This is a genomic window from Trichocoleus sp. Lan, from assembly GCF_039961855.1.
GTDB lineage: Bacteria > Cyanobacteriota > Cyanobacteriia > Cyanobacteriales > FACHB-T130 > FACHB-T130.
In genome coordinates this window covers 43,336-65,148 of sequence record NZ_JAMPKA010000033.1, presented here as the reverse complement: position 1 = coordinate 65,148, position 21,813 = coordinate 43,336, and the positions used below count along the sequence as shown (strand labels likewise).

Annotated in this window: 17 protein-coding genes and 1 pseudogene; 4 read left to right on the top strand and 14 right to left on the bottom strand. The window is 48.1% G+C overall.

The features are described from left to right. Positions 1 to 198 (top strand): annotated as a pseudogene (locus NDA03_RS23530) (IS701 family transposase); the annotation flags it as partial. 303 nt (positions 199 to 501) lie between these two features. Here the strand turns inward: NDA03_RS23530 and NDA03_RS23525 are convergent. Beyond that, a complete protein-coding gene (locus tag NDA03_RS23525; protein WP_190536535.1) occupies positions 502 to 1,116 on the bottom strand; it encodes a hypothetical protein in 615 nt (204 codons plus the stop codon). A 34-nt stretch (positions 1,117 to 1,150) separates the two neighbouring features. Then, entirely contained in the window at positions 1,151 to 2,383 is a 1,233-nt protein-coding gene (locus NDA03_RS23520) for a glycoside hydrolase family 10 protein (protein ID WP_348239304.1), read from the bottom strand. A gap of 400 nt (positions 2,384 to 2,783) precedes the next feature. Between NDA03_RS23520 and NDA03_RS23515 the strand changes: the two genes are divergently transcribed. Beyond that, positions 2,784 to 3,281: a pentapeptide repeat-containing protein gene (locus tag NDA03_RS23515; RefSeq protein ID WP_190414669.1), complete on the top strand. Its 498-nt coding sequence runs from the start codon at positions 2,784 to 2,786 to the stop codon at positions 3,279 to 3,281. Between the two features lie 122 nt (positions 3,282 to 3,403). On the opposite strand, the gene ftsY is transcribed toward NDA03_RS23515, so the two are convergent. From ftsY to NDA03_RS23485, 6 genes are all read right to left on the bottom strand, one after another. After that, positions 3,404 to 5,284, bottom strand: coding sequence for a signal recognition particle-docking protein FtsY (ftsY, locus tag NDA03_RS23510; protein WP_190434110.1), 1,881 nt, complete (start codon positions 5,282 to 5,284; stop codon positions 3,404 to 3,406). 63 nt (positions 5,285 to 5,347) lie between these two features. Next, positions 5,348 to 5,986 carry a transcription antitermination factor NusB gene (gene nusB / locus NDA03_RS23505; protein ID WP_190434112.1) on the bottom strand — a complete coding sequence of 213 codons (639 nt, stop codon included), beginning with the start codon at positions 5,984 to 5,986 and terminating at the stop codon, positions 5,348 to 5,350. A gap of 161 nt (positions 5,987 to 6,147) precedes the next feature. Beyond that, entirely contained in the window at positions 6,148 to 6,870 is a 723-nt protein-coding gene (locus NDA03_RS23500; protein WP_190414695.1) for a DUF502 domain-containing protein, read from the bottom strand. Positions 6,871 to 7,175: 305 nt separating this feature from the next. Continuing rightward, positions 7,176 to 8,075: a glycosyltransferase family 2 protein gene (locus NDA03_RS23495; protein WP_190414666.1), complete on the bottom strand. Its 900-nt coding sequence runs from the start codon at positions 8,073 to 8,075 to the stop codon at positions 7,176 to 7,178. Positions 8,076 to 8,347: 272 nt separating this feature from the next. After that, complete coding sequence (locus NDA03_RS23490) at positions 8,348 to 9,154, bottom strand: HpsJ family protein (protein WP_206753522.1); 807 nt, start codon at positions 9,152 to 9,154, stop codon at positions 8,348 to 8,350. Positions 9,155 to 9,741: 587 nt separating this feature from the next. Beyond that, the gene (locus NDA03_RS23485; RefSeq protein WP_348239300.1) at positions 9,742 to 10,848 is read right to left on the bottom strand and encodes an adenylate/guanylate cyclase domain-containing protein; all 1,107 of its coding nucleotides are present in this window, start codon (positions 10,846 to 10,848) and stop codon (positions 9,742 to 9,744) included. Between the two features lie 227 nt (positions 10,849 to 11,075). On the opposite strand from NDA03_RS23485, the gene dnaG reads away from it, so the two are divergent. Then, positions 11,076 to 13,085, top strand: a complete 2,010-nt coding sequence (dnaG, locus tag NDA03_RS23480) for a DNA primase (protein WP_348239299.1) — start codon at positions 11,076 to 11,078, stop codon at positions 13,083 to 13,085. Positions 13,086 to 13,153: 68 nt separating this feature from the next. Here dnaG and NDA03_RS23475 read toward each other — a convergent pair whose 3' ends face one another. Further along, positions 13,154 to 14,395, bottom strand: a complete 1,242-nt coding sequence (locus NDA03_RS23475) for an FtsX-like permease family protein (RefSeq protein ID WP_348239298.1) — start codon at positions 14,393 to 14,395, stop codon at positions 13,154 to 13,156. Positions 14,396 to 14,542: 147 nt separating this feature from the next. On the opposite strand from NDA03_RS23475, the gene NDA03_RS23470 reads away from it, so the two are divergent. Further along, positions 14,543 to 15,217, top strand: a complete 675-nt coding sequence (locus tag NDA03_RS23470) for an ABC transporter ATP-binding protein (RefSeq protein WP_348239303.1) — start codon at positions 14,543 to 14,545, stop codon at positions 15,215 to 15,217. Between the two features lie 17 nt (positions 15,218 to 15,234). Here NDA03_RS23470 and NDA03_RS23465 read toward each other — a convergent pair whose 3' ends face one another. From NDA03_RS23465 to NDA03_RS23445, 5 genes are all read right to left on the bottom strand, one after another. After that, complete coding sequence (locus NDA03_RS23465) at positions 15,235 to 16,206, bottom strand: NAD-dependent epimerase/dehydratase family protein (protein WP_348231684.1); 972 nt, start codon at positions 16,204 to 16,206, stop codon at positions 15,235 to 15,237. Further along, the gene (locus tag NDA03_RS23460) at positions 16,203 to 17,354 is read right to left on the bottom strand and encodes a hypothetical protein (RefSeq protein WP_348239297.1); all 1,152 of its coding nucleotides are present in this window, start codon (positions 17,352 to 17,354) and stop codon (positions 16,203 to 16,205) included. The genes NDA03_RS23465 and NDA03_RS23460 overlap by 4 nt, the downstream gene beginning before the upstream one ends. A gap of 82 nt (positions 17,355 to 17,436) precedes the next feature. Beyond that, on the bottom strand, positions 17,437 to 19,014 hold the full coding sequence (locus NDA03_RS23455; protein ID WP_348239296.1) for a B12-binding domain-containing radical SAM protein: 1,578 nt from the start codon (positions 19,012 to 19,014) through the stop codon (positions 17,437 to 17,439). Positions 19,015 to 19,083: 69 nt separating this feature from the next. Continuing rightward, positions 19,084 to 20,364 (bottom strand): aminotransferase class I/II-fold pyridoxal phosphate-dependent enzyme, encoded by a 1,281-nt coding sequence (locus tag NDA03_RS23450; RefSeq protein WP_190414659.1) that lies wholly within the window; start codon positions 20,362 to 20,364, stop codon positions 19,084 to 19,086. A 255-nt stretch (positions 20,365 to 20,619) separates the two neighbouring features. After that, on the bottom strand, positions 20,620 to 21,720 hold the full coding sequence (locus NDA03_RS23445; protein WP_190414692.1) for an aromatic ring-hydroxylating dioxygenase subunit alpha: 1,101 nt from the start codon (positions 21,718 to 21,720) through the stop codon (positions 20,620 to 20,622). Positions 21,721 to 21,813: the final 93 nt, after the last annotated feature.

Below are 21,813 nucleotides of genomic sequence, written 5' to 3'. Positions count from 1 at the left end.
TGGAAGAATTTGTTAAATAATCTTCGTTTAATCCTGCAACCCTTTGCCCTATTTAACCTGATTCGACCTTGGCTCAAAGTCTTTCCAATCCCGGCTCTATCTTTGGGATTTTCACGCTTGATTGCGCTTATGAATTACTTTCACGGTGCAGTTCCTATCCCCCTACAAATGCAAGATTCCCTATTTTCTGCTGCCTAGAGTGACAGAAGAGCGCTATACTCAATTGAATTGTTATAAAAGTGTCTCAACACTGACGTTTCAATTCAGGAGAGCCAAAATTATTGCCTGTGCCAGTTGAAAGAGCGCGTGTGTAGGTTGAAAATTCACAGCAGGTTGTACTTCATTACGTCGCAACCTGCTGTAGTTGCTGATAAAAACTACTTTCTTCCTAGTATTAGATTACCAACATTTAGTAGGCACTTTTGAGAAACGAAAGAAAGCAAAAAAAGTTAAGTTAAGCGCTTTTAATTATTTAATCTACGGATACAGATTCTAGAAAACTCAGCCAGGTTTAAAGCGTAGCAACCCAATCAGGGCAACGCCTGTAATCGCAGCAACGACAAGCCATGCCACGGCTAAACCGACTACCTCACTAACGAATAAGCGCGTCGCTTCGCGCAACAGTCCGCCAACAGCCCAACCCATCCCTAGCCCCATTGCCCAGCTGACAGAACTGACCAAGATCCATATCCAGGCCTTTTGCACCTGCTCAAACAGGACAAGCCCTTGCAGCAGCCCCAGCAAAGCGCCTGCCAGTGCTCCATTAAGGATTCCAAAGATCATCCTGGCTTCAAATAGTAACGTTCTGGGTGCCACCCAGCCGATGGCTCCGATACCACTGCCGCCAATGAACCCCCAACTCAATACGCTGGTGAGTACCCACCAACCCGCGATCGCATTTGGCATCCCTTTGCCCACCTCAACTCGTTGTCTGAGAACTAACGCTTGTGCCAAACCAACCGCAACCCCGCCGATTGCACCCTCTACAACGCCAATATCGGGTCTTTCACCCACCTCAATCCACAACAAACTGACTAAAAATCCTACGAGGGTGACAGATACCCACTGGAACCAAAAAATGTAGTAATTGGTAATCGGCGATTGGTCATTGGTCATTGCTAATTGCGGATGGCTAATTGCTAATTGTTCATCACCGATTACCGGATGGCAAAACCTGGGGTCGTGTAGCGCTGGCAGGAAAAAGTGCCCGGAATGCCTCTCGGCGTCGCTTTGGTGGCTCTGGAGACATATAACCCCACAAGCTTTCCCAGTAGAAGAAGGATACCCCACTAAAACCGCGATCGCGCACCGCCTGAACTTGCTGCTGAATCTGCTTCATGTCAACCGGACGACTCACTAAGCCTGATAAGATCCCGACACCCACTGGAATCTGACGACGCGCCATCTGCACAGAGGGTTGCGACAATTCAGCCAAAAAACTTTTTAGGTCATCTCGATACACTTGCAGTACCAACTCCTCCACCAAACCCCGTTGTACCCAAGTCTGCCAATCTTGAAGATAGAATCTGTAAGCAAAAGAGTAGGGGTTAGGAGACAAAGACACCAAGCAGCCAGGTTTGACAGACTTAATAGACTGAAAGAGGCGCTGCATAAAATCAGTAATCTTGTTTGCTCTCCAGCTCATCCACTCAGCATCTTTGGGGTTGGTGGGAGGGCTTTTACCCTGGTGTTCTTGCTGATAAAGCTCGACTGTAAAAGGGTCGTAGCCAAACTCAACTGGTAAACCAAAGTGATCGTCCATCTGAATGCCAGCTACATCATACTCAGTGACGACTTCAACTATCAGATTTAGGATAAACTGCTGCACTTCTGGATGCAGGGGGTTGAGCCACACGACTTTCCTGGCAAAATGGTTGCGGATAAATTGTTCTATTTTTCGAGAAGAAAGCTGAACATTTGGCTTTGCCGGGTCGCGCAAGCCCTGTTCCAAAATCTCCGGCAAGATATTCTTGGTGCCGTCCTGACGAAGTGAGATCCAGTCTGGGTGGCGCTTCGCCAGTTCTGAACTCGCAGGAGCCATAAAACCATACTCAAACCAAGGAATCACTCGAATTTGCTGTCGATTTCCCTGCTTGATTATCTCAGCCAGGACATCTCGCCCCAGCCCCAGAAGCTCTAACCCTTGGTCTTGAGGGCGACCCGTCTTCCGTCTTGCCACAGTGCTGGGGTAAAAAGTGTGTCCCCGATTCCAGACTACAGGGTAGACGGTATTGAAATGTAGTTGAGATAACTGGTGCATCGCCCGGTTGACTCCCCAGGGCATAAATAGCACGGAACTCGCAACATTGGTCAACCAAACGCCCCGCAATTCAGTGGAAGCTACAGAAGGCGGGGAGTTGGTTCTAAACTGGGGAGAATAAATGGAGAACGCGATCGCTAGCCCCAAACAGAGCAAAGAAATGAACCAGGTATGAATCCCCTTCCTTTTTCGGCGGCGCGACCTCCTTAAACCATTGGGCTTTGAACTTGCATAATTTCTAACCACGAAAAATACCTGCTAGATTGCTTCGGTCAATCCAACATCCAAAATGGCATAAGTTGAGTCAACCTCACCTGAAATTTTTGTTCAAAAATTTGAAATTGAACCGCAACGCTGCCATTTGCTGAGTAAATCCGAACTTAAAATGCCTGATCGGGAACTCTAATATCCAATCACCTAGCATTGAGCCAGTCATGGCATGATTAATCTAATTGTCGCGAACTTGACTGTTCTCGAAACATCGTTGTAGTTTTTCAAGCGGCTCGTGAAAAATCGATCTAGTATGAAGCATTTTCTCCGACTAACAGCATTGGTTTTAGCACTCGTGCTTATCTGTTTTTCCCCTTCAGCACTCGCCGCTAGCTCTTCTTCCATTTCCCGTTCAGCTAGTCAAGGGGAACTTACGGGTAAGGATTTCTCCGGTCAAAACTTACAAGCAATTGAGTTTTCCAATGCCAACCTGGAAAATATTAACTTTAGCAATGCCGACTTACGGGGTGTGGTGTTTAATGGTTCAGTGTTGAGCAAGGCGAATCTACATGGAGCAGACTTTACCAATGGAATCGCCTATTTAGCTGACTTCACGAATGCAGATTTAACTGATGCAGTGTTTGAAGACGCGATGATGTTGCGATCGCGCTTTAACGATGCGGACATTACAGGTTCCGATTTTACTAATGCGATTTTAGATGGTGTCCAAGTAAAAAAACTGTGTGCCAGAGCAACAGGTGTTAATTCAAAGACGAAAGTGGTAACTCGCGAATCTTTAGGCTGTCGGTAAAAACCTGTTTATCTAGATATTCGGGGCTATCGGTTTTCATACACAAATTTGCTGACAAATCAAAAACCCGTTTTCTTCGAGAAAACGGGTTTTTCAAGCTAAAAAATTAGGTTAGCAGACTATCAGCCACTCAGCAGGGCTTCTACAAATTCGTAGCTAGAAAAGGGACGTAAATCTTCTATCCCTTCCCCCGCACCGATGAAGCGGATGGGCAAGCCAAGCTGTTGCACTACGGCTAGAGCCACGCCTCCCTTTGCCGTTCCATCTAGTTTTGTCAAGACGACGCCGCTGAGTTTTGCGGCTTCTGAGAAGACTTGTGCTTGACGTAAGCCATTTTGACCGAGGGTAGCATCAAGCACCAAGAGGGCTTCTACTTGGGCGTCGGGAGCTTTTTTATCGACAATACGGCGGATTTTGCTCAGTTCGTCCATCAGATTTTTCTTGTTCTGGAGACGCCCTGCGGTGTCGATGAGGAGTAATTCTGTACCCCGTGCCTGGGCTGCCGCGATCGCGTCAAACACAACAGCAGCCGGATCGGTATTCTGCCCTGGGTTGGCGATCACCTCAACGCCACTGCGCTGTCCCCAAATCTTGACCTGTTCTACAGCAGCAGCTCGGAACGTATCGGCAGCGCCAATTAAGCAGTTATAGCCGGATTTTTGGGCTAAATGGGAAATTTTGCCAATCGTAGTTGTTTTACCTGCACCATTCACCCCAGTCATCAGCCAGATATTCAGGGTGTCTTTTGTCGGGACAAAGGTGGGGCTGTAGGATTCCTGAATGGGTTGGTCGAGTAAGTCGCGCAAGATTTGCTTGAGGTAGGCGATCGCTTGTTCTGGCGGTAACACCTCATCTCGCAGCCTCTTTTGGAGCGTATTGATGATAGAGTCTGTCGCCTCAACGCCAGCATCTGCCTGCAACAGCAGCGCCTCAATCTCCATCACCGCGTCTTGATTCAACGGCCCTTGACCGACAATTGCCTTCAGTCGGTTGATCAAGCTGCGACGAGTTTTATCCAAGCCTTGCCGCAGCCGCTTCAGCCAAGTAATTTCTTCAATTGAAACATCCTCCACCCGACGCCCTTGAGCTGCCAGCACTTGCGCTGACCACATGAAGCCCTCATCGAAGGTAAGCCCGGGTATCGATCCAGTCTCTACGGTTGCCGCGGCTGGCTGCACGGGTGCCCTGACAGGTTCTGGTTCTTGCGTCTCTATCGCTGTTGCCTTGAGGCGTTCTAGCCGCGCCTGTCGGTCTTCCCGTGCCCAGAAAGGCACCGGGGTAGTGGCAGTCTCATCTGTCTGGGATTCAGTCGCTGCTGGCTCTGGTGATGCCTCTGAGGGTACAGCTTCTAAATCGACGCCGGTTTCGGCGATCGCTGTCTTGACCTCTGGTTCCTCTGCCTCTAATTCTGGGGGGGCGGCTTCTAAATCAATCCCGGTTTGGGCGATCGCTGTCGCGACTTCTGGCTCCCCAAACTCATCTGTTGTCGGTGCTTCTGCCTCGACTACAGGTTCAGGCGTTTGAGTCGGTTCTGCTTCTGTTTCTTGGGCTGTTTCTACCGGGGATGCTTCTGCCAGTGTCGGAGTTTCAGAAGTTTCCGGTGCCTCAGCTTCAACCGTCGTTGTCGCGGGTGCTTCAACTGATTGAGCCGTTTCAGCCTCCACGTTGACTTCTGCCGTTTCTACTTCTGTCGTTTCTGCAACAGTCTCTAATTTGCTGGGTTCCGCTGCCGAAGTGGCGGGTGACTCAGTTACCGCTGGAGCCGTTTCCACCTGGGATTGTTGCTGTTTTTGCTGAATATTTTTGTAGGCTGCCTTAGCGTAGCTGAGCAGGTCTTCAGCAACCTGCTGTGACTGAGCCTCTGTTGTTGATTCTGACGTTTGGGTTTCGGCTTCCGGTTGTAGAGACGCAATATCTGGCGTCTCTACATCGGTTTTTTCCCGTTCAACTTGGGAATCACTTGTTTTATCGCTAAACTGACGACGGAACCAATTAAAAACCATTGCACCTACAAAACTCAGCAGCAATTCAGGAGCTATTACTGCTACTAACTATAGAGAACTTTTCTACGTCGTGGGCGATTGAGCCTTAAGCTGGTCAGTGACTCGGCGCAGGACGCCTTGAATAAACCGATGCCCTTCTTCATCACTGTACCGTTTAGCTAACTCTATCGCTTCATTGACGGCAACTCTGTCTGGCACGCCAATATACATAATTTCTACCACTGCCACCCGCAAGATATCTCGGTCAATCCGAGGCAGGCGGTTTAACTGCCAATTCACCATTGCTTCGTCGAGCTGTTGATCGATCTCTTCCCGCTTGGCGTTGACTTTGGTAATAATTTCTAAGGCGTAGGCGCGAACTTCCTGCTGGTTTGACAGTTGAATAAATTCTGGCAGTTCTAGCGCAGTTCCCACACGGTTGATGGCTGCCTGAGTTAGCTCAATGGCTTCGTTGATCATCGCCTTTGCACTCTGAACATCCGAGGCGCGGGTTTCGCTACTGAGCAAGCGCTCGCTGGAGCGTTGAACTTCTGCTGCGGCAACTTCTAAAGTCTCTTGAACTTCAGAGCTGAGGGCGCGGATGGCAGCAGTGACTAAGCTGGATATTTGCTGGGTCGCCAGTCGTTCTACAGTCCCACTAAGCTGGCTAAGGCTGAGGAGAGCTAATTCACGGGCAATTCGGCGGGGTTGGCGGTTTTGCATGACAAATTCTAATGGGTAATCGGGAATGGGTAATCGGTAATCGGTCGTTGGTCAAAAGCTCATTCGTCATTGGTCATTAGCCAGTAGTAACGAACCAAGGACTAATAACTACTAACAATTACCGATTACCGATTACCGATTACTCATTCCCTCGTGATTTTTTAATCTTCCTCTGTAGGTAAAACCTGCCATCTTCCTTCAGAAACCAGGGGTTCTAGTTGGCGATCGCTACCAGTTGGAACCGGCACTAAGGGTAAGGGATTGGGACTGACAATTCCTCCCGAAACCACGACCTTGAAGGCATCTTCAATCGACATGGAGAGGTTCAGCACTTCTTCTTCCGGGACAACCGCATACCAGCCAGTGGTTGGGTTGGGCGTGGTTGGAATAAAAACGCTGAGCATGGGACGAGTCATCTGACATTGAATTTCGCTGCTCATCACACCTGTAACAAAAGCGATCGCCCAGACTCCTCGACGAGGATACTCTACCAAAACGACGCGGCGAAACTTGCCGTTTGTATCCCTTAGAATCGTTTCTAGTAACTGTTTGAGCGTTTTATAAACCGATCCGGCTAATGGAATCGCTTGCAACAGTCGCTCCCCAAAATCTAGAAGCCACCGTCCGGCAATATTGCGTGCCATTAAGCCAATCAGCATAATACACAGCAATGGAACTGCCAGTCCCACCAGCAGATTTAGGACATTCACCAGGATGGGATGCAGGCCATCGAAGGGATTTACCTGCTTTGGAATGCGGGTCAAAAAGTTGATCACCCAGCTGGCAATTGTAATTGTCAGCCAGATTGTGGTAGCCAAAGGAATGACAACCAGGAGACCTGCAATCAGGTCATTCTTTAAGTCCTGCTTGAAGCGTTGGATCACAGATTGCCCAATCTCCTTACAACTGGCGGTGCTTTCTTTATATCGGGATACCAATCTCACTCGGTGAGTGTTGGCTGAAAAAGTTCGTCAATCAACCCCAGAAGACACGCCTGCAAAATTGGAACCGGGCATTCTCTAAAAGATTGCTGCTCCTTCATGCATGACTTACCTGCCGCAACAGCGTAGGTTTGATTCTGGAATTGTTTCTTTTCTATCTTTATTTGTAAGACTTGTGAAGAATTGTTGCAACTCCCCAGGGATCTAGTATCACACTTTACACTTTAGCATTTACAAGTCCGTTACCTTTATCGAGGAGAGGAACTGACTGTCGTCGCATCCACATTCGTATCGTCTGGAGGAATTGGCTGACTTGGGTCATCCAGCGGGGACTGGGGAAGATGCTTAAGCTCCCAGACCTTGAGTAAGATGAGATATTCATAGAATGCCTGCAAAGTACACCAGGCAAATCCTCCTCGCCCGTCCAGAAAGCCACCCAGAAAGAAATACATATATACGAAGCGCACGAGCGGACGGAAGGGCAGCCTTAAAGACAAATCTTTGAGGGCGCGGCGTTTTTCTACTTCCGAACGACCCAAGAATAATTCTCGCCAGTTGACACTTCCTTTGTCTAACTGGCGCAGGGTTTCAACGGCTTCGTCTGTAGAGTAGCGGTTGTGCTTGTCGATCCAGCGACTCAATCCCTTACTACAGGTGTAGTGGGGATAGGTTTCTTTCAAGAAGCTGGTAGCTCCTTCGCAAACTTCCCGTTCGGTATGACCGTAGTCGCTAAACCAGACTTTGCCCGGTTTTAACAGACGCATCTGGTAGCGGGGATATTGGGTGCTGCGGCGAATCCAACTGCCCATGAACATGACGCGCTCTGCTGCATAGTAGCCGACATATTCAGTCGTTTTAATTGCTTCCAGGCATTCCTGAAACAGCTCTTTTGTCATCCGCTCATCAGCTTCGAGGATATAAATCCATTCGTGTTTGGCGGGGACTTCTTGAAGCATCCAGGTTCTTTGTCGTCCGTGACTTTCAAACCGATGCTTCACAATGCGCACATCGTAGCGACTGGCGATTTCGAGGGTGCGATCGCTACTGTACGAATCCACCACAATCACATCATCCGATAACATTGCCGACTCAATACAAGCGGCAATATCAATTTCTTCGTTATAGGTCAGGATGTAAATTGAAAACATGCGATGCCGTTCGTGAGAGGAAATAACCAATCCCTGCTTTAGGATGCACTTCAGAAAGGGAAATCCCAATCGCGTTGGGTTCCTTGGGGCGTTGTGACTTCAAAGAGTAGAAGTCTGTTCGTGGATGCTTTCTTCGCCGGATGAAGGATGAGAAATTGCAGCCTTCATCCTAGCCTACTCAACAGGCAGCAGCTTCGCCACCACTTCGCCGAGGGGAAAGCCTACAGCTTTTTCGGCAACTGAACCCCTAACCCCTCACAACTCGCGATTTCTTACCGCGCCTGAGCTTTCCGACGGCTTCCTCCCGAACCTGTCAACCCCAGTGCCGCAATGCTAAGGTAGCCAATCGCTAAGAGTAAACTGCTCAGACCATTCCGGATACTCGTCTTCAATAACTCGCCTTGAGCTTGTTTTTGGGCTTCTAGTTTGCCGCCTCGAACTTGGGTTTTAGCTGCATCGACTTGTGCGTTCAAAGCTTTTGGGTCTTGCTTTAACTTTTGTAGTTGATCTTTGAGTGCTTGCAATCTCGCCTGTTGCTCCCCTTGAACTTGACCGCTCTTGAGCGCCTGATCTAGTTCCGCAAGCTTCTTACTATCTTCAAGCAAGGCGGTAACTTGGGCTGACTGGCTGGCGATTTGAGTTTCAACTTGAGTGGCTCTTTGGTTAATTCGGGCGAGCGCTTCCTGGTTCAGCAGACGCAGGCTATTGATGTTCAGTAAGGGAACTGGCAGCAGGAAGCTCAAACCTAAAATAACAGAGAGTATCAACGCTCCGATTCTTACTATATCTTCCCACCCTTTTCGAGCTACTCCAGAGTTATTGTCAATCCAATATCCAGCGAACAGCAGCGCCAGACCTACCATTGGAATCACCCCTCTGTCAATTAGCTGCCCTGTAACGCCCTGTTGCCACTGTAGGAAGTTCAGCCGCCACTGTGGATCGTCCACGCCACTAGGTCTATTTGGCGGAATTAGAAAAACCGCATAGTCAACCAGTGAGGACACAATTAGGATCACTCCGACCAACTTGAGGATTTTGGAGGCAACGGAGGAAGGTTGACGGCTATTAGCTGCTTTCATGGTTTTCGTCGTGAGTTATGAATTTTTTACTTCAAACTTAACTGAATAACATACTGAGTGACCTATCTGCCCACCGGATAATTACGCATTTATCAAGGTTTAGAAGACTCAGTAAAGGAAGGGAAGTTTTCTTAGATTCACCCGTTGGCTTCAGGGAAGTTAACCCAGAGGACTTCTACTCAGTTGTCGGTACGCCGTGATTATCTTCAGTTTAAAGCTGCTGATTTTCCAGAGACTTTCTTAGCAAGTTCCACATCTTACATCAACTGGGTCTATCAGTGTTAAATAATCACAATTTGCAACTAAAAGTATAAAACTTTGTAAGCATCGCAATCTTTATGTTCATCGTCCAAAAAATTCGCGTCCAGAGCGTGAGGAACTGTTAAAAATCAGTTGTTTTGCTTTTGCTCTAATAAATCTTAGCCGTTTTTTTTAAAGATGGCTATCGAAGAATGCAAGGCTAAAAAAAATAATAATATTTCCGGAAAGCGAGTTAACAGAAAAATAAAATTTATAAGAAAAATACATTGACATCGTCAATGTAAAAATTGCTCCCGCTACTCCTTTGAGTTCGGAGAGAGAAAAGTTCAGACATCACTTGCTTTGCTGCAAATTGCCTTCATTAACTCAATCCGATAAACCAGAATCGGTGCATCCAATCCTTTAAGATTCATTGCGTTACCCCGCCGGGGGCAATCCTTGACAGCACTGGCAGCGTCAGTGTCCATGAGTACAGTTTCGGTACAAGCAATGTCGTTTCCTTGGCTTGTCGCCTGCACCCGTGCTGCTGTATTCACCGTCGTGCCGAAGTAGTCAAGCCGCTCGTTTAGGGTGACACTAATACAAGGGCCGACATCAATGCCAATTTTGAGGATGAGCCGATCTTCTGCTGTTAGTTGCAACTGTTGATTCAAAGCTTCCATCTGCTGGTGCATGGCGATCGCGCTTCTCGTCGCATCAGCAGGCGCAGTGAATGCTGCCATCACCGCATCCCCAATCGTCTTGACAACCACACCATTGTGGGAATCTACTACCTGAAACAGCAGATCGAAGTGTCGGCGTACCAGATGATAAGCCCGTGAATCTCCTCGCCTTGCGTAGAGTGCCGTCGAACCAGCCAGATCCGAAAATAAAATTGCTACCCGCCGAATCGTTAAACTCTCATTAGGCGGAATCGTCTCGCGGGGAAAAAAGTCGCGGAAAGTTTGCAGCGTCAGCATCTGGTGTCCGGAAACTACCCCATATTGAGCATCGACTTTAGCGCGGAAATTCGGATCGTCCGCGTCCCTTCCCAAGCGGCGCAATCGTTCATCAATACTAAACGTAATCCGCACCTGCTCATCAGCATCAGTGGCGTGGACAGTGTGACACTGTGGGCAGGTATGGTTTGTTCGCAGATCGTACAGACTTTTCGGATTGAAGTCGATGCCCCGACACATGGGACATTGAATGTCCCAGTTGAGAGATAGGATGCCTTCTTTCAGAGCAGTGACTAAAACTCGCAGCGCCTCCCGTTCGCTTAAGTGCAATCGTTCGGCAATTCGGCGGGGGTTAGCATGGTAGAGTTCTCGGCTGTCGCTTTCCTGCAAAAATGCTGTCAGATGCTGCCGTACTGCTGGTTTAACCCCATAAGCTTCCAATGTAGCGACAGCTTTGGCGATCGCGCTTTGGCGTCTAGGAAAAAAGTTAAGCACTGCCCGGTTTATCCTCTATATCGCTAGGTTGATTGAGAATTTTGGTAGCGTGCAACCCTGAGTGTAATCCCAATACAATGATGATTAGCGATTCAGTTTTAGCAAGATGAATGGGTGCCAAGAGTTATCTTAGTACCAGCTTAGAACATTACTAGGAAGACCCCTTTGTCTTTGTTTAGAAAAAAACACCAATCACAATTGGTTCTCTCAATACAAAAAACTAAGCTGTGCAAATTCCCCGGCTGCATCCAGACACGATTGAGGAAGTAAAGCAACGGGCTGACATTGTAGATGTCATCTCGGAATACGTCCTATTGCGGAAGCAGGGCAAAGATTTTGTGGGTTTGTGCCCTTTTCATGAGGAAAAAAGCCCTAGTTTTAGTGTCAGTTCCAGCAAGCAGATGTATTACTGCTTTGGCTGTCAAGCTGGGGGAAATGTAATTACCTTCCTGAAGGAACATTCTAAGCGTTCTCTGGGCGAAGTCGTGCTGGATTTGGCGCGGCGCTATCAAGTTCCGGTGCAGATGCTGGAACCAGAACAGCGACAGGAATTGCAGCGCCAAATTACGCTGCGAGAGCAGCTGCATGAGATTTTGGCAGTGACTGCAAGCTTTTATCAGCACGCCCTCCGGCAAGCTCAAGGAGAGGTGGCTTTAGAGTATTTACGCTCGAAGCGGCAACTCTCGGAAGAAACCATCCAACAATTTCATCTAGGCTATGCACCAGCGGGTTGGGAAACCCTCTATCGCTACTTGGTGGAACAGAAACACCACCCGGTGCAGTTGGTAGAACAAGCGGGGTTGATTGTTCCTCGGAAGACGGGCGGCGGTTATGTAGATCGATTCCGCGATCGCTTGATGATTCCGATCCACGACAGTCAAGGGCGCGTCATTGCCTTTGGCGGTAGAACCTTGGGGGATGAGCAACCCAAGTATCTTAATTCCCCCGAAACTGAGTTATTTCATAAAGGCAAAACTTTATTTGCTTTGGATAAAGCTCGTGACGCGATTGGCAAGCAGGATCAAGCCGTCGTGGTAGAGGGATATTTTGATGCGATCGCACTCCATGCAGCAGGCATTTCTAACGTCGTCGCTTCTCTTGGCACCGCCCTCAGCTTAGAACAAGTGCGGCTGCTGCTGCGATACACCGAATCTAAGCAGATTATCTTCAACTTCGACGCCGACGCCGCAGGGACAAAAGCAACTCAACGAGCGATTGGAGAAATTGCCAATCTCGCTTACCAAGGGCAAGTTAATCTCCGAATTCTCAACCTTCCAGATGGGAAAGATGCCGACGAATTTATCCGCAAAGGTGGCACTCAAACCTATCGGGAACTGCTGCTCAATGCCCCGCTGTGGCTTGATTGGCAGATTCAGCAAATCTTAGTCGGAAAAAGCCTCAAACAAGCAGATCAATTTCAGCAAGTTACAGGAGAATTGGTGAAGTTACTCAACAACCTCACCAACGACGATCAAATTACTTACTACATCAATCACTGTGCGGAAATCCTGAGTCAGGGCGATTCTCGGCGGGTGGGGTTGTTATCAGATAATCTTCTCAATAAAGTTGTTCGTCACTGGGAAGAACTCCTCAATCAAGATAATTCCCTACAAGTGCCGCTGCTAATTAACAATCTTCTTAAGCAGAGTCAGCCCAAACAGAATAAACGTTCCCAGTCGCGCCGTACTGGTAGCAATAATAAACGCCAACAAGCATCTGTACCGGGTTCTTCTGAACGCAGTCTTTTAGAACGATCAGAAGCTTTACTCCTGCGCTTTTACGTCCATTGCCCCGAATATCGGCAGGCAGTTATTGATGTGTTAGAAGAACGAGATTTGTTCTTTAGCCTTCCCCACTACCGATTTTTATGGCTAAAAATTTTAGATATACAAAGGCATTCTGAGGCATCTAGAATAGAAGCGCCAGAACTGATATCTTCCCTACAAAACTTGTTGATTGAGTTTCCTGACGATTTGGCTCAGGTATCTCCACTGTTTCATCTCGACGAGAATACACAGCAAGATATTCTTTCTCCTGAATTGATTAAATCAGCTGCCGCTTGTATGGAACGGGTAATGTGTGAAAACATCGCCCGCCGCTTTTTGGATTTATGGAAAAACCCCGACACCTCTATCGACCCTAAAAAAAGAGAATATTACTGCCAAGAATTTTATAAGGCTAAACAGCGGATCAAAGAGTTAGATGGGCAACTGCAATTTTCGTATTTTTATCGTTAATTAAGCGTGCGAAGCGAGGACGGCAACAGACGGCGTAGCTGCTATGGTCAGGTTAACGGTTCTAGGAATTACGCCTTGAAAACGATCGCGGGATCGACACGAGTGACTTTTTGAATGGCAAAGATGGCAGAACCGACGCACATGACAACCGTGATTCCCAAGGCAGCGATCGCAGTTGCCGGAGTGATTAAAATGATGATTCCCTGACTGGAAAATGTCCAGGCTACCACTCCTAAGCAAAGAACCATGCTGGGAATATAGCCTAGAATTGCCATCCACAGTGCCTGTTCGATGATTGCACAGTAGATAACCCAATCGGATGCGCCCATCGCTTTGAGGGTGCCAAATTCTTTGATGTGATCGGATACTGAAGAGTAGAGGATCTGACCAACAACGATCGCCCCGACAATTATCCCCACCGCTGCACCAAGACCCAGAAGGAACCCAATTCCAGTTCGCTTTTGCCAGTAAGTCTGAGTCATTTCAATCATTTCGGCGTGAGTGTACGCACGGGTATCGGGTAAGGTGGCTTCTAGTCTTTGTTTAAGTACCTCTAAATCCTGACCCGGCTTGGCTTGAATCAAGACATAAGTGATGGGGTCTGATGCGGCTAACGGTTTGGGTACAGAAGTAGCAGTGGGATCGAGCTTCTCATAAGTGTTGGTACATTGGATTCCCCTCGATCCCGATTGCAATCGGCAAGACAAATTAGAAGTCTGACCAGAATTTAAGTAAGCATTGGCACTCTCCAATGAGGTAAACATATAAGCATTCGATGCAATTGAACGATTTCTTTGGGTGAAGCCAACTAACCGAGCTGGTAAAGTACCTACTTCAGCGACATCACCTATCTTTCGTACCTTTAGGGAGTCCAAGTTAGTTACATCCACCATTACGGTGTAAGGTTCTTTTAGGGCACTCACACTTCCTTGTGTGATATTTGTTGGTACAAACAATTGTCCGTTTGGGTTAAATCCGATGACTCTCACTGGAGCAATCTCACCTGAGGGATGACGCCATACGGAACCCCTAGCAATGAGTGCTTCGGCTCGCTCTACGCCTGCCACCTCTTGAGCCAGAACGACGTGCGCCTGGGGGATTGGCAGCGTCAGATCAAGGTACACCATACTCTTTGATGCCACCCAAATATCGGCTTGGGAATTGTCAATTAATTTAGCAGCGGAGCGACTAAAGCCATTGAAAATCCCCGTTTGAATTGTTACCAGGCTAACGGCAAACATAATCCCTGCCTGAGCCACAAGTAAACGAGGAATGTCTTCGAGCAAGTGCTTCCGAGCTAGTGAAACCATAAGAAAAGATTTACGATTACTTGCAAGTTTGACCAAAAGTTAGGCTAAAGACTTAAACGGATAAGTGCTTCTCAAATTAACTCTACTGTGTTTAAAAAGAGCCGAATCCAGGATGATTCTACCGCAAGAGAATTTAATAATCGTCAAATGGGAGCGATTGTTGCCAAAGGGGTAGAGATGGCATTCCCTTCAGGGCGACAGTCTTATCAAGTTCTTAAAGGGATTGACTTAGAAATCTGTAGGGGCGATATCCAGCTCTTGATGGGGCCGTCTGGATCGGGAAAAACCACTCTGCTGTCAATCTTAGCTGGGCTGCTGACACCCTCTGCTGGAAAGGTGTACTTACTCGGAGACGAGATTACAGGAATGTCTAGGGCAAAGCTAGCACGGTTCCGACTACACAATATCGGCTTTATTTTTCAGGGTTTCAACCTGTTCGGGGCACTGACAGCATCTGAAAATATTGAAATCGTGCTGAATGTTAAAGGCATTTGGGATAGGGTCGCCCGACAGCAAGCAAAAGTTTTGTTGGAACAGGTGGGATTAGGGGATAAAGCGAACCAGAAGCCGGGTGATTTGTCTGGCGGACAAAAACAGCGGGTAGCGATCGCTCGTGCTTTAGCAGGCAATCCCCAATTGATTATGGCAGATGAGCCAACCGCTGCCTTAGACTCCCATAGCGGGCATACCGTAATTGAGTTACTGCGCCAGCTAGCGAAGGAAGGCGGCTGTACGGTGCTGATGGTGACGCACGATCCTCGGATTGTCGATGTCGCCGACCGAGTCGCTTATCTGGAAGATGGGGTTCTCAAGAAAGAATAGTGTAAATTGGGCAACATTCACGATGCTGCTTGCATGGTTTGGACAATCTCACGCAAGGTTTCTGATACTGAGCGGGGATGCCAACCGAGTTCCTGAAAGGCTTTGGTGGCATCTACCCGGACGCAGCGGTCGTAAATGTAGTGAACGCGCTCCCGACTGAGGGGTGGCTGCCATTTGAAAAGGCGTCCGACTGGATCGAGTAAATTTCCCAAAAATCTCACGACCGGCTTAGGAGCTTCGGCGGGGACAGGAATATTGGTTTCCTGACTGAAAATCTCGAACATTTCGCGGGTAGTCAGCTCACCAGCAGAAATAATGTAGTGTTCTCCAGGTTTGCTTTTTGCTGCTGCTAGAATCATCGCCGCAGCTAAGTCGTCCACATGGACAATGCCGGTAATGCGATCGCCTCCTGCCCACACCTTTAGCCGTCCTTTGAGAAATTGTTGCATCACGGGGCCAAAATGGGGATCGTCCGCCCCAAAAATCCCAGACGGCAGAAGACTCACAACCGGAAGCCCTTGCGTCGCAAATCGATCCACCCATTCTTGCGCTTGGTATTTGGTGCGATCGTAGGCAGAGGAAAAGTTAGTCTGTGTCCGCTTAAAAGTTTCATTTACAAGTTTGCCCCCCGTATCGCCAAACACGCCAATGGTGCTGCAATAGACGACTTTAGAAACGCCAGCGGCTTGAGCAGTTTCTAACACGCAGCGGGTTCCTTCCACATTCACCCGCTCCATTTCTGCCTCATCAACGATGCCCAGTTCTACATAGGCAGCCGTGTGAAAAACTATATCTACCCCAGTCATTGCCGAACGCATGGCATTCCGGTCGGTGATATCTCCGTAAACCAACTGCACGTTGCAATTAGAAAGACGCGCTAGATTGCTCGATTTTCGGACTAGCCCCACCACCAAGTCGCCCTGCTGCTCTAAAGCCCGCACTAAGTGAGAACCTGTAAATCCGCTGGCTCCAGTAACTAGCGCCTTCATAATGCTTTTTCGTAAATGCGGTAAGTTTTATAAATCTTGCCCCCCGCTGCTTCAATTAGCTTGCGGGAGGGAAAATTATCTTCATAGACCCAGGAAAGTTCCGCTTGCTTATAGGGTTTACCTTTTTGAATTCCCCCTTGCATTCCCAAATAAATCAAGGCGAGAGGCACCATTTTTCGGCGATATTCCGGCAGCGAACAAATGGCAATTACTCGTCCTCGATCAATTTGACGGCGATACCAAAAGAACTTAAGAATTCCCAGCCAATTTAACTTTCCATTGACGTGTTTTAGAGGAATATTGTAGTCGGGTAATCCCATCCAAAACCCAATCATTTCCCCGTTATATTCGGCAATTGGAAAGACATCCGGATCTACTAAAGTCTGTAGTTCTTTCGCTTCTTCTAAAAATTCTTCCTGGCTGCGCGGGGTTGAACTCCAGTTATTAGCGAAAGCGCGGTTAAAAAGATGATAAAGGCTGATGCAATCTTGCTCAAATCCTTCTCCTTTTGTTCTTAACGGACGAAAGGTAACACCTGATTTACAAGCAATCCGATAAGCTTTCTCAAATTCTGCTGATAAGGGTTTATCTAAAGAAAAATTATAGGCGTAAGCATCCTTAGCTTTATGCCAGCCATCTTTCTCTATAAATTCTGGATAGTAGGACGGATTATAGGGCATCATCACCATTGGTGGCGAGTCAAATCCGTCTACTAAAAATAAACAATTATTGTGAGTTGAGAGGTCGATGGGACCCCGAACAACCGTCATGCCTTGCTCCCGCAACCAGTTGCAGGCAGTCTCAAATAAGGATTGCGCGATCGCAAAATCTTGGACACACTCAAAAAAACCGAATAACCCAACATTTTGCCCTTCTCGTTCAATCAACCGATGATTGACTGCGGCAACAATACGTCCTACCGCCTGAGAACTATTTGCTCCCTCAGAGATAGCAATAAACTGTTGTAGTTTCCCGTACTGAAGGAACGGATTACTAGGAGTGAACTGCTTAGCAATACTGCTGCGAATTGGCGCTACCCAGTGAGGGTCATTCGCATAAACCCGCTCCGGAACATCCAGAAACATTTTGGTTTCTTCCGGAGTTGTTACCGCTTGAATTTTAACCTTTGTTGTTTGCTCTCCCACCATTTTTATAGTTGTAAAAGTGTCTAATGAAACAACTTTTATTTAGCTTTCCGAATTCCTTGATAAAGTCAATTCATTAAATAACTTAGCTTGCCAGAACCTTTTCTTGAGGAGTTTCTGTTCCTTTGTTCGCTAGATATTCGGTAAGCTGAGCTTCGATTTCGTCGCGCACAATTTGACGGTACTCGATGAAATGCTCAATATGGGCGCAATTAATCAAATAAGACTCAAATACACCCGGATTGTGTTGAATGATGGAGAACATCTGACGCCAGAACTGGAAGCGGGTATTGCGCTTCAGTCCCTGTCGCCAACAAATAATAAATAATGCCTTGATATCACTGAATCCCGGCATTCGGAACTTCTTCTTGTGAGGAGTCGGCTTCATCTGTATAAAGTGCCGATAGACTCGCGCTAGATAGCGAGATGGTTCATACAGTTCCCAGAAGCAACTGACGTATTCACGAGCCAATTCTTCTAAAGGACGACTGGGGATAAAATTGGTCAGCGTTGTCTGATGGATATTCGCCTCTTCACTCCCCTCCAGCAAACGACCCTCTTTTTGAAGTCGATGCCACAGTGCCGTATTCGGCAAAGCCTGAAGCATACTGAACAGTGCTTGAGGAATTGCCGTCGCTTCCACAAAATCAATGATCCGACGACCTGCCCCAGGCTTTTCACCATCAAAGCCAATGATGAAACCAGCCATCACGCGCAAACCCACTCGATTGATTTTTTGAACCGATTCCATCAGGGAATTGCGCGTATTTTGGAATTTCTGAGTCATAGCCAGACTATCTGTGTCCGGTGTTTCAATGCCCAAAAATACTGCACTGAAGTTAGCAGCGACCATCAAATCGAGCAATTCCTCATCCTGTGCTAAGTCCACCGAGGCTTCCGTCGAAAGGCGGAAGGGGTAGCCGCGAGCTGCCATCCAGGGGCCGAGTTCGCGCAGCAAGAGCTTGACGTTGCGCTTGTTGCCGATGAAGTTGTCATCAACGACAAAAATGGAGCGCCGCCAGCCTAAATCATACAGAGCTTGTAACTCAGCAAGCAGTTGTGCAGGTGTTTTCGTGCGTGGCTTGCGCCCATAGAGGACAATGATGTCGCAGAACTCGCACTGAAAGGGGCAACCCCGCGAAAACTGCACCGACATATCGTTGTAGGCGCTTAAATCCAGCAGGTCAAATCTGGGAATCGGTGTGTTCGTGACATCGGGCTTTTCGCCATTGGAACGAAATACCCCTTCTGTTTCACCCCGCTCTAGCGCCTCGACTAAGAGCGGCAGGGTGATCTCGCCTTCGTCTAAAACCAGAAAGTCTACTCCGGCTTCCTGTGCCGCAGTTGGAACTGAGGTAACGTAAGGACCACCGACTGCCACCAATTTGCCGCGCTGCTTCGCTTCGCGGATCAGGTGTAGCATATCGGGTTTCTGGACAATCATCCCTGAGATGATGACGAGGTCTGCCCAAGCCCAGTCTGCTTCAGTCTCACATCGAACATTGCGGTCTATTAAGCGGAACTCCCAAGTTTGGGGCAGAATCGCTGCGACTGTAATCATTCCCAGCGGAGGAAGCGATACCTTCCGTCCAATTAGTTCTAGCGCTTTGTCAAAAGACCAGAACGATTTGGGAAATTGTGGATAGAGGAGCAGTACACGCATCACGCACTCCAAAAAAGGGGTTAAGCAAACAGCTAGCCATACGGCAATCTCAGGTTAAGCCTGGTATTGCTATGCACTAATCGTTGGTTTATACAACAAGTCCCGAACGGCTACCATTCCTGCCACCAAACGATCCATTTCCTCGTGAGTGTGGAGAGCGTTGACGGTAATGCGGAGGCGGGGTTTGGCAATAAACCAAATCGGAGAGACCCAAAGACCGCGCTCTTGCAAAAGTTGTCTGCCAAAGACCTTGGGATTAATCTCTGACGGTAAAATGACTGGGACAACGTTGGTCTCGCCAATTGCGGCAAAATCATTTTCAGCTAAGCGCGATCGCAAGTATCGGGTATTTTCCTGTAGCTTTTGGACTCGTTCTGGCTGTTGGCGAACGATACGGATGCTTTCTAAGGCAGCAGCCGTGGTTGGGGGCGGTAAAGAAATGGTTCCAATTGAGGTGGGAGAAACATTCAACAGAGGTTTTAACTCTGCGACGTGGCTGCTAATGGCGGCTCCGGCTGAGGCGGCAAACTTAGAGAAAGTCGTCATAATCAGCGGCACGACGCCCCGCTCAATCGCATAACTGGGCAAAATGCCAAAATGCTCGTAGATCCCTCTTCCCGTGGCTCCAATGGCACCGCTGGCATGAGCTTCATCCATTACCAGCACGCTGCCCTCGTATTTTTGCAGGACACCGATCATGTCGAGCAGCGGCGCGATATCCCCATCCATTGAGAATACGGCATCGGATACAACCAGAATGCGATCGCCAGGTCGGGCATATCGATGGAGTTTCCGCGCTAAATCCTCCACATTACAATGGCGGTAAGCTTTTACACGGGTGCGGGGGCTATTGCCAAACACTTTTCCGGAACGAGTCCCGGCATTGACCACGGCTGAGACAATGCAGCCATGATTGAGGACATCGGTGAGAATTAAAGTTTCGCGAGTGTTCTGAAATCCCGGCACGGGAATTGCCAAGTGGCAGAAGGCATCCATTAAGGCTTGCATCGCCATCCAAGCATTCAGAAATAGCTGGGTATGGGGCAGATGCTTAAAGGCTGAAATCTCGTCCTCTAGCTGTCGATGCAGATCGATTCGACCGCTCAAGACGGAGCAGGAGCTGTTTGACGTTCCGTATTTCAGGATGGCATCAATGGCACCTTGCTTAACGGCTTCTTCGTGAACTAACCCTAAAACATCATTGGTGCAGAAGCTGAGAACGGTTTGACGCTCACCCGTCGCCGCGTCTTCAATCTCGACTGTATTCCCCTGCTTCTGATGACAGATATATTCATCGGGGTCAAGTCCACTCTCGTACCAATGCTGGACATATTCTTTTACAATTTGCACAAGTTGACTCCTCTCAGCTTTTACCAGATCGGCGATCGCCTCTGGCTCAACAGTAATATTTGCCAGACTCGGTTTCTGCTATCCAGGTCTGACGAAACGCCCAAAGGAATAAGACCTCATAGTGTTTATGAATATATTGCTCCAGCTCACTTGACCGCAGGACTGAGAAAGGGCTAGAGGATACGCCGCTGCTAAGATTGCCTTCATCCGAGTGAATTTTCTTGGGTTAGTTCAGATGGCTCTCTTGCAATCGCCTCACGAGAGAGAAATAGACTTTTCTGAATTCCCCTGATGATTTTGCGATTGACTAGATTTTTGCACAAATTTCTCATGTTGCCGGACAATTAGCCGCTGGATAGCAATAATCGCTGGATTTATTTCTACATAACGTCGCTGGGGATTGGCTAAATAGGTTCGCTGCTCGCTTTCGATCATCTCGATGTCTTGAGCGAGAAATTTCAACAACACAAAGCGCGGGAGCAGGATTTGCAACAAAGGCTTGAGCGGGTTGAGTACCCATTTTGGCAGGCGGACTTTGAAAAAGAAAAAGGCAAAAGAGCGGCTCTCAGTTAAGCCAACGGGCAATCGCATCAAGTATAGGGCGGAAACTCCTTGGAGAACGGTATAAAAATGAGGGTATCGATACTGAATCGAGATCGGTAAGGTGGTTACTTCGTCAGCGCGATCGCTCAATCCGAGAAACTGAGCCATGCGACCTTTGTAGGAAACATTGTATTCGGCGCAGACTGCGGCGTCCGTCTCTCGCAGACTTGTTAGCACCGGATCGAACCAACCCTGCAATTTTTGGTGCAGGAAACCATGAAAAACATCCATCGTGTTCTCATTGCAGATGGAAAAATGTGCCTGGAAGTGGGCACTCACTGGCACCATTAACCAATCTGGCTCGTCAAATTCAGGGATATCCGGCGGCTGACAGGTGGTGGCGAGAGCGCGATCGCCAGGGAAGATCCAGATAAGATTATATTTTTCTTGCACTGGATAACTGCGGGCTTGGGCGCGGGGAAGTTTTTGGGTGTCGGGAAGATAGGGAATGCTGACACAATGACCTTCACCGTCAAATTCCCAGCCATGATAAGCACACGCCAAGTTACACCCTTGGACGGTGCCCTTGTGCAGTGCGATGCCTTTGTGAGGGCAAGCATCCTCTAAGGCATGGAGATTCCCTTGAGTATCGCGAAAAATTGCGATCGCTTGCTGCCAAATGACGACAGGCATGATATCACCGGGCTTCAGTTGGTCTGCCCAACCCACCGGATACCAGTGATTCCCATTGATGCCCACCTCTCGAACAGCATTCTGAACGGTCTGGCTGGTTAGCGTCGTAGCCAGTTCCATGAATTGTGCCTCTGTTGCCTGTTTCTGTGACAATATTTAGCTTCCTAGCTGCCGATAAGTCAATATCAATTTGTTTTGTCTTTTGTGATTTTT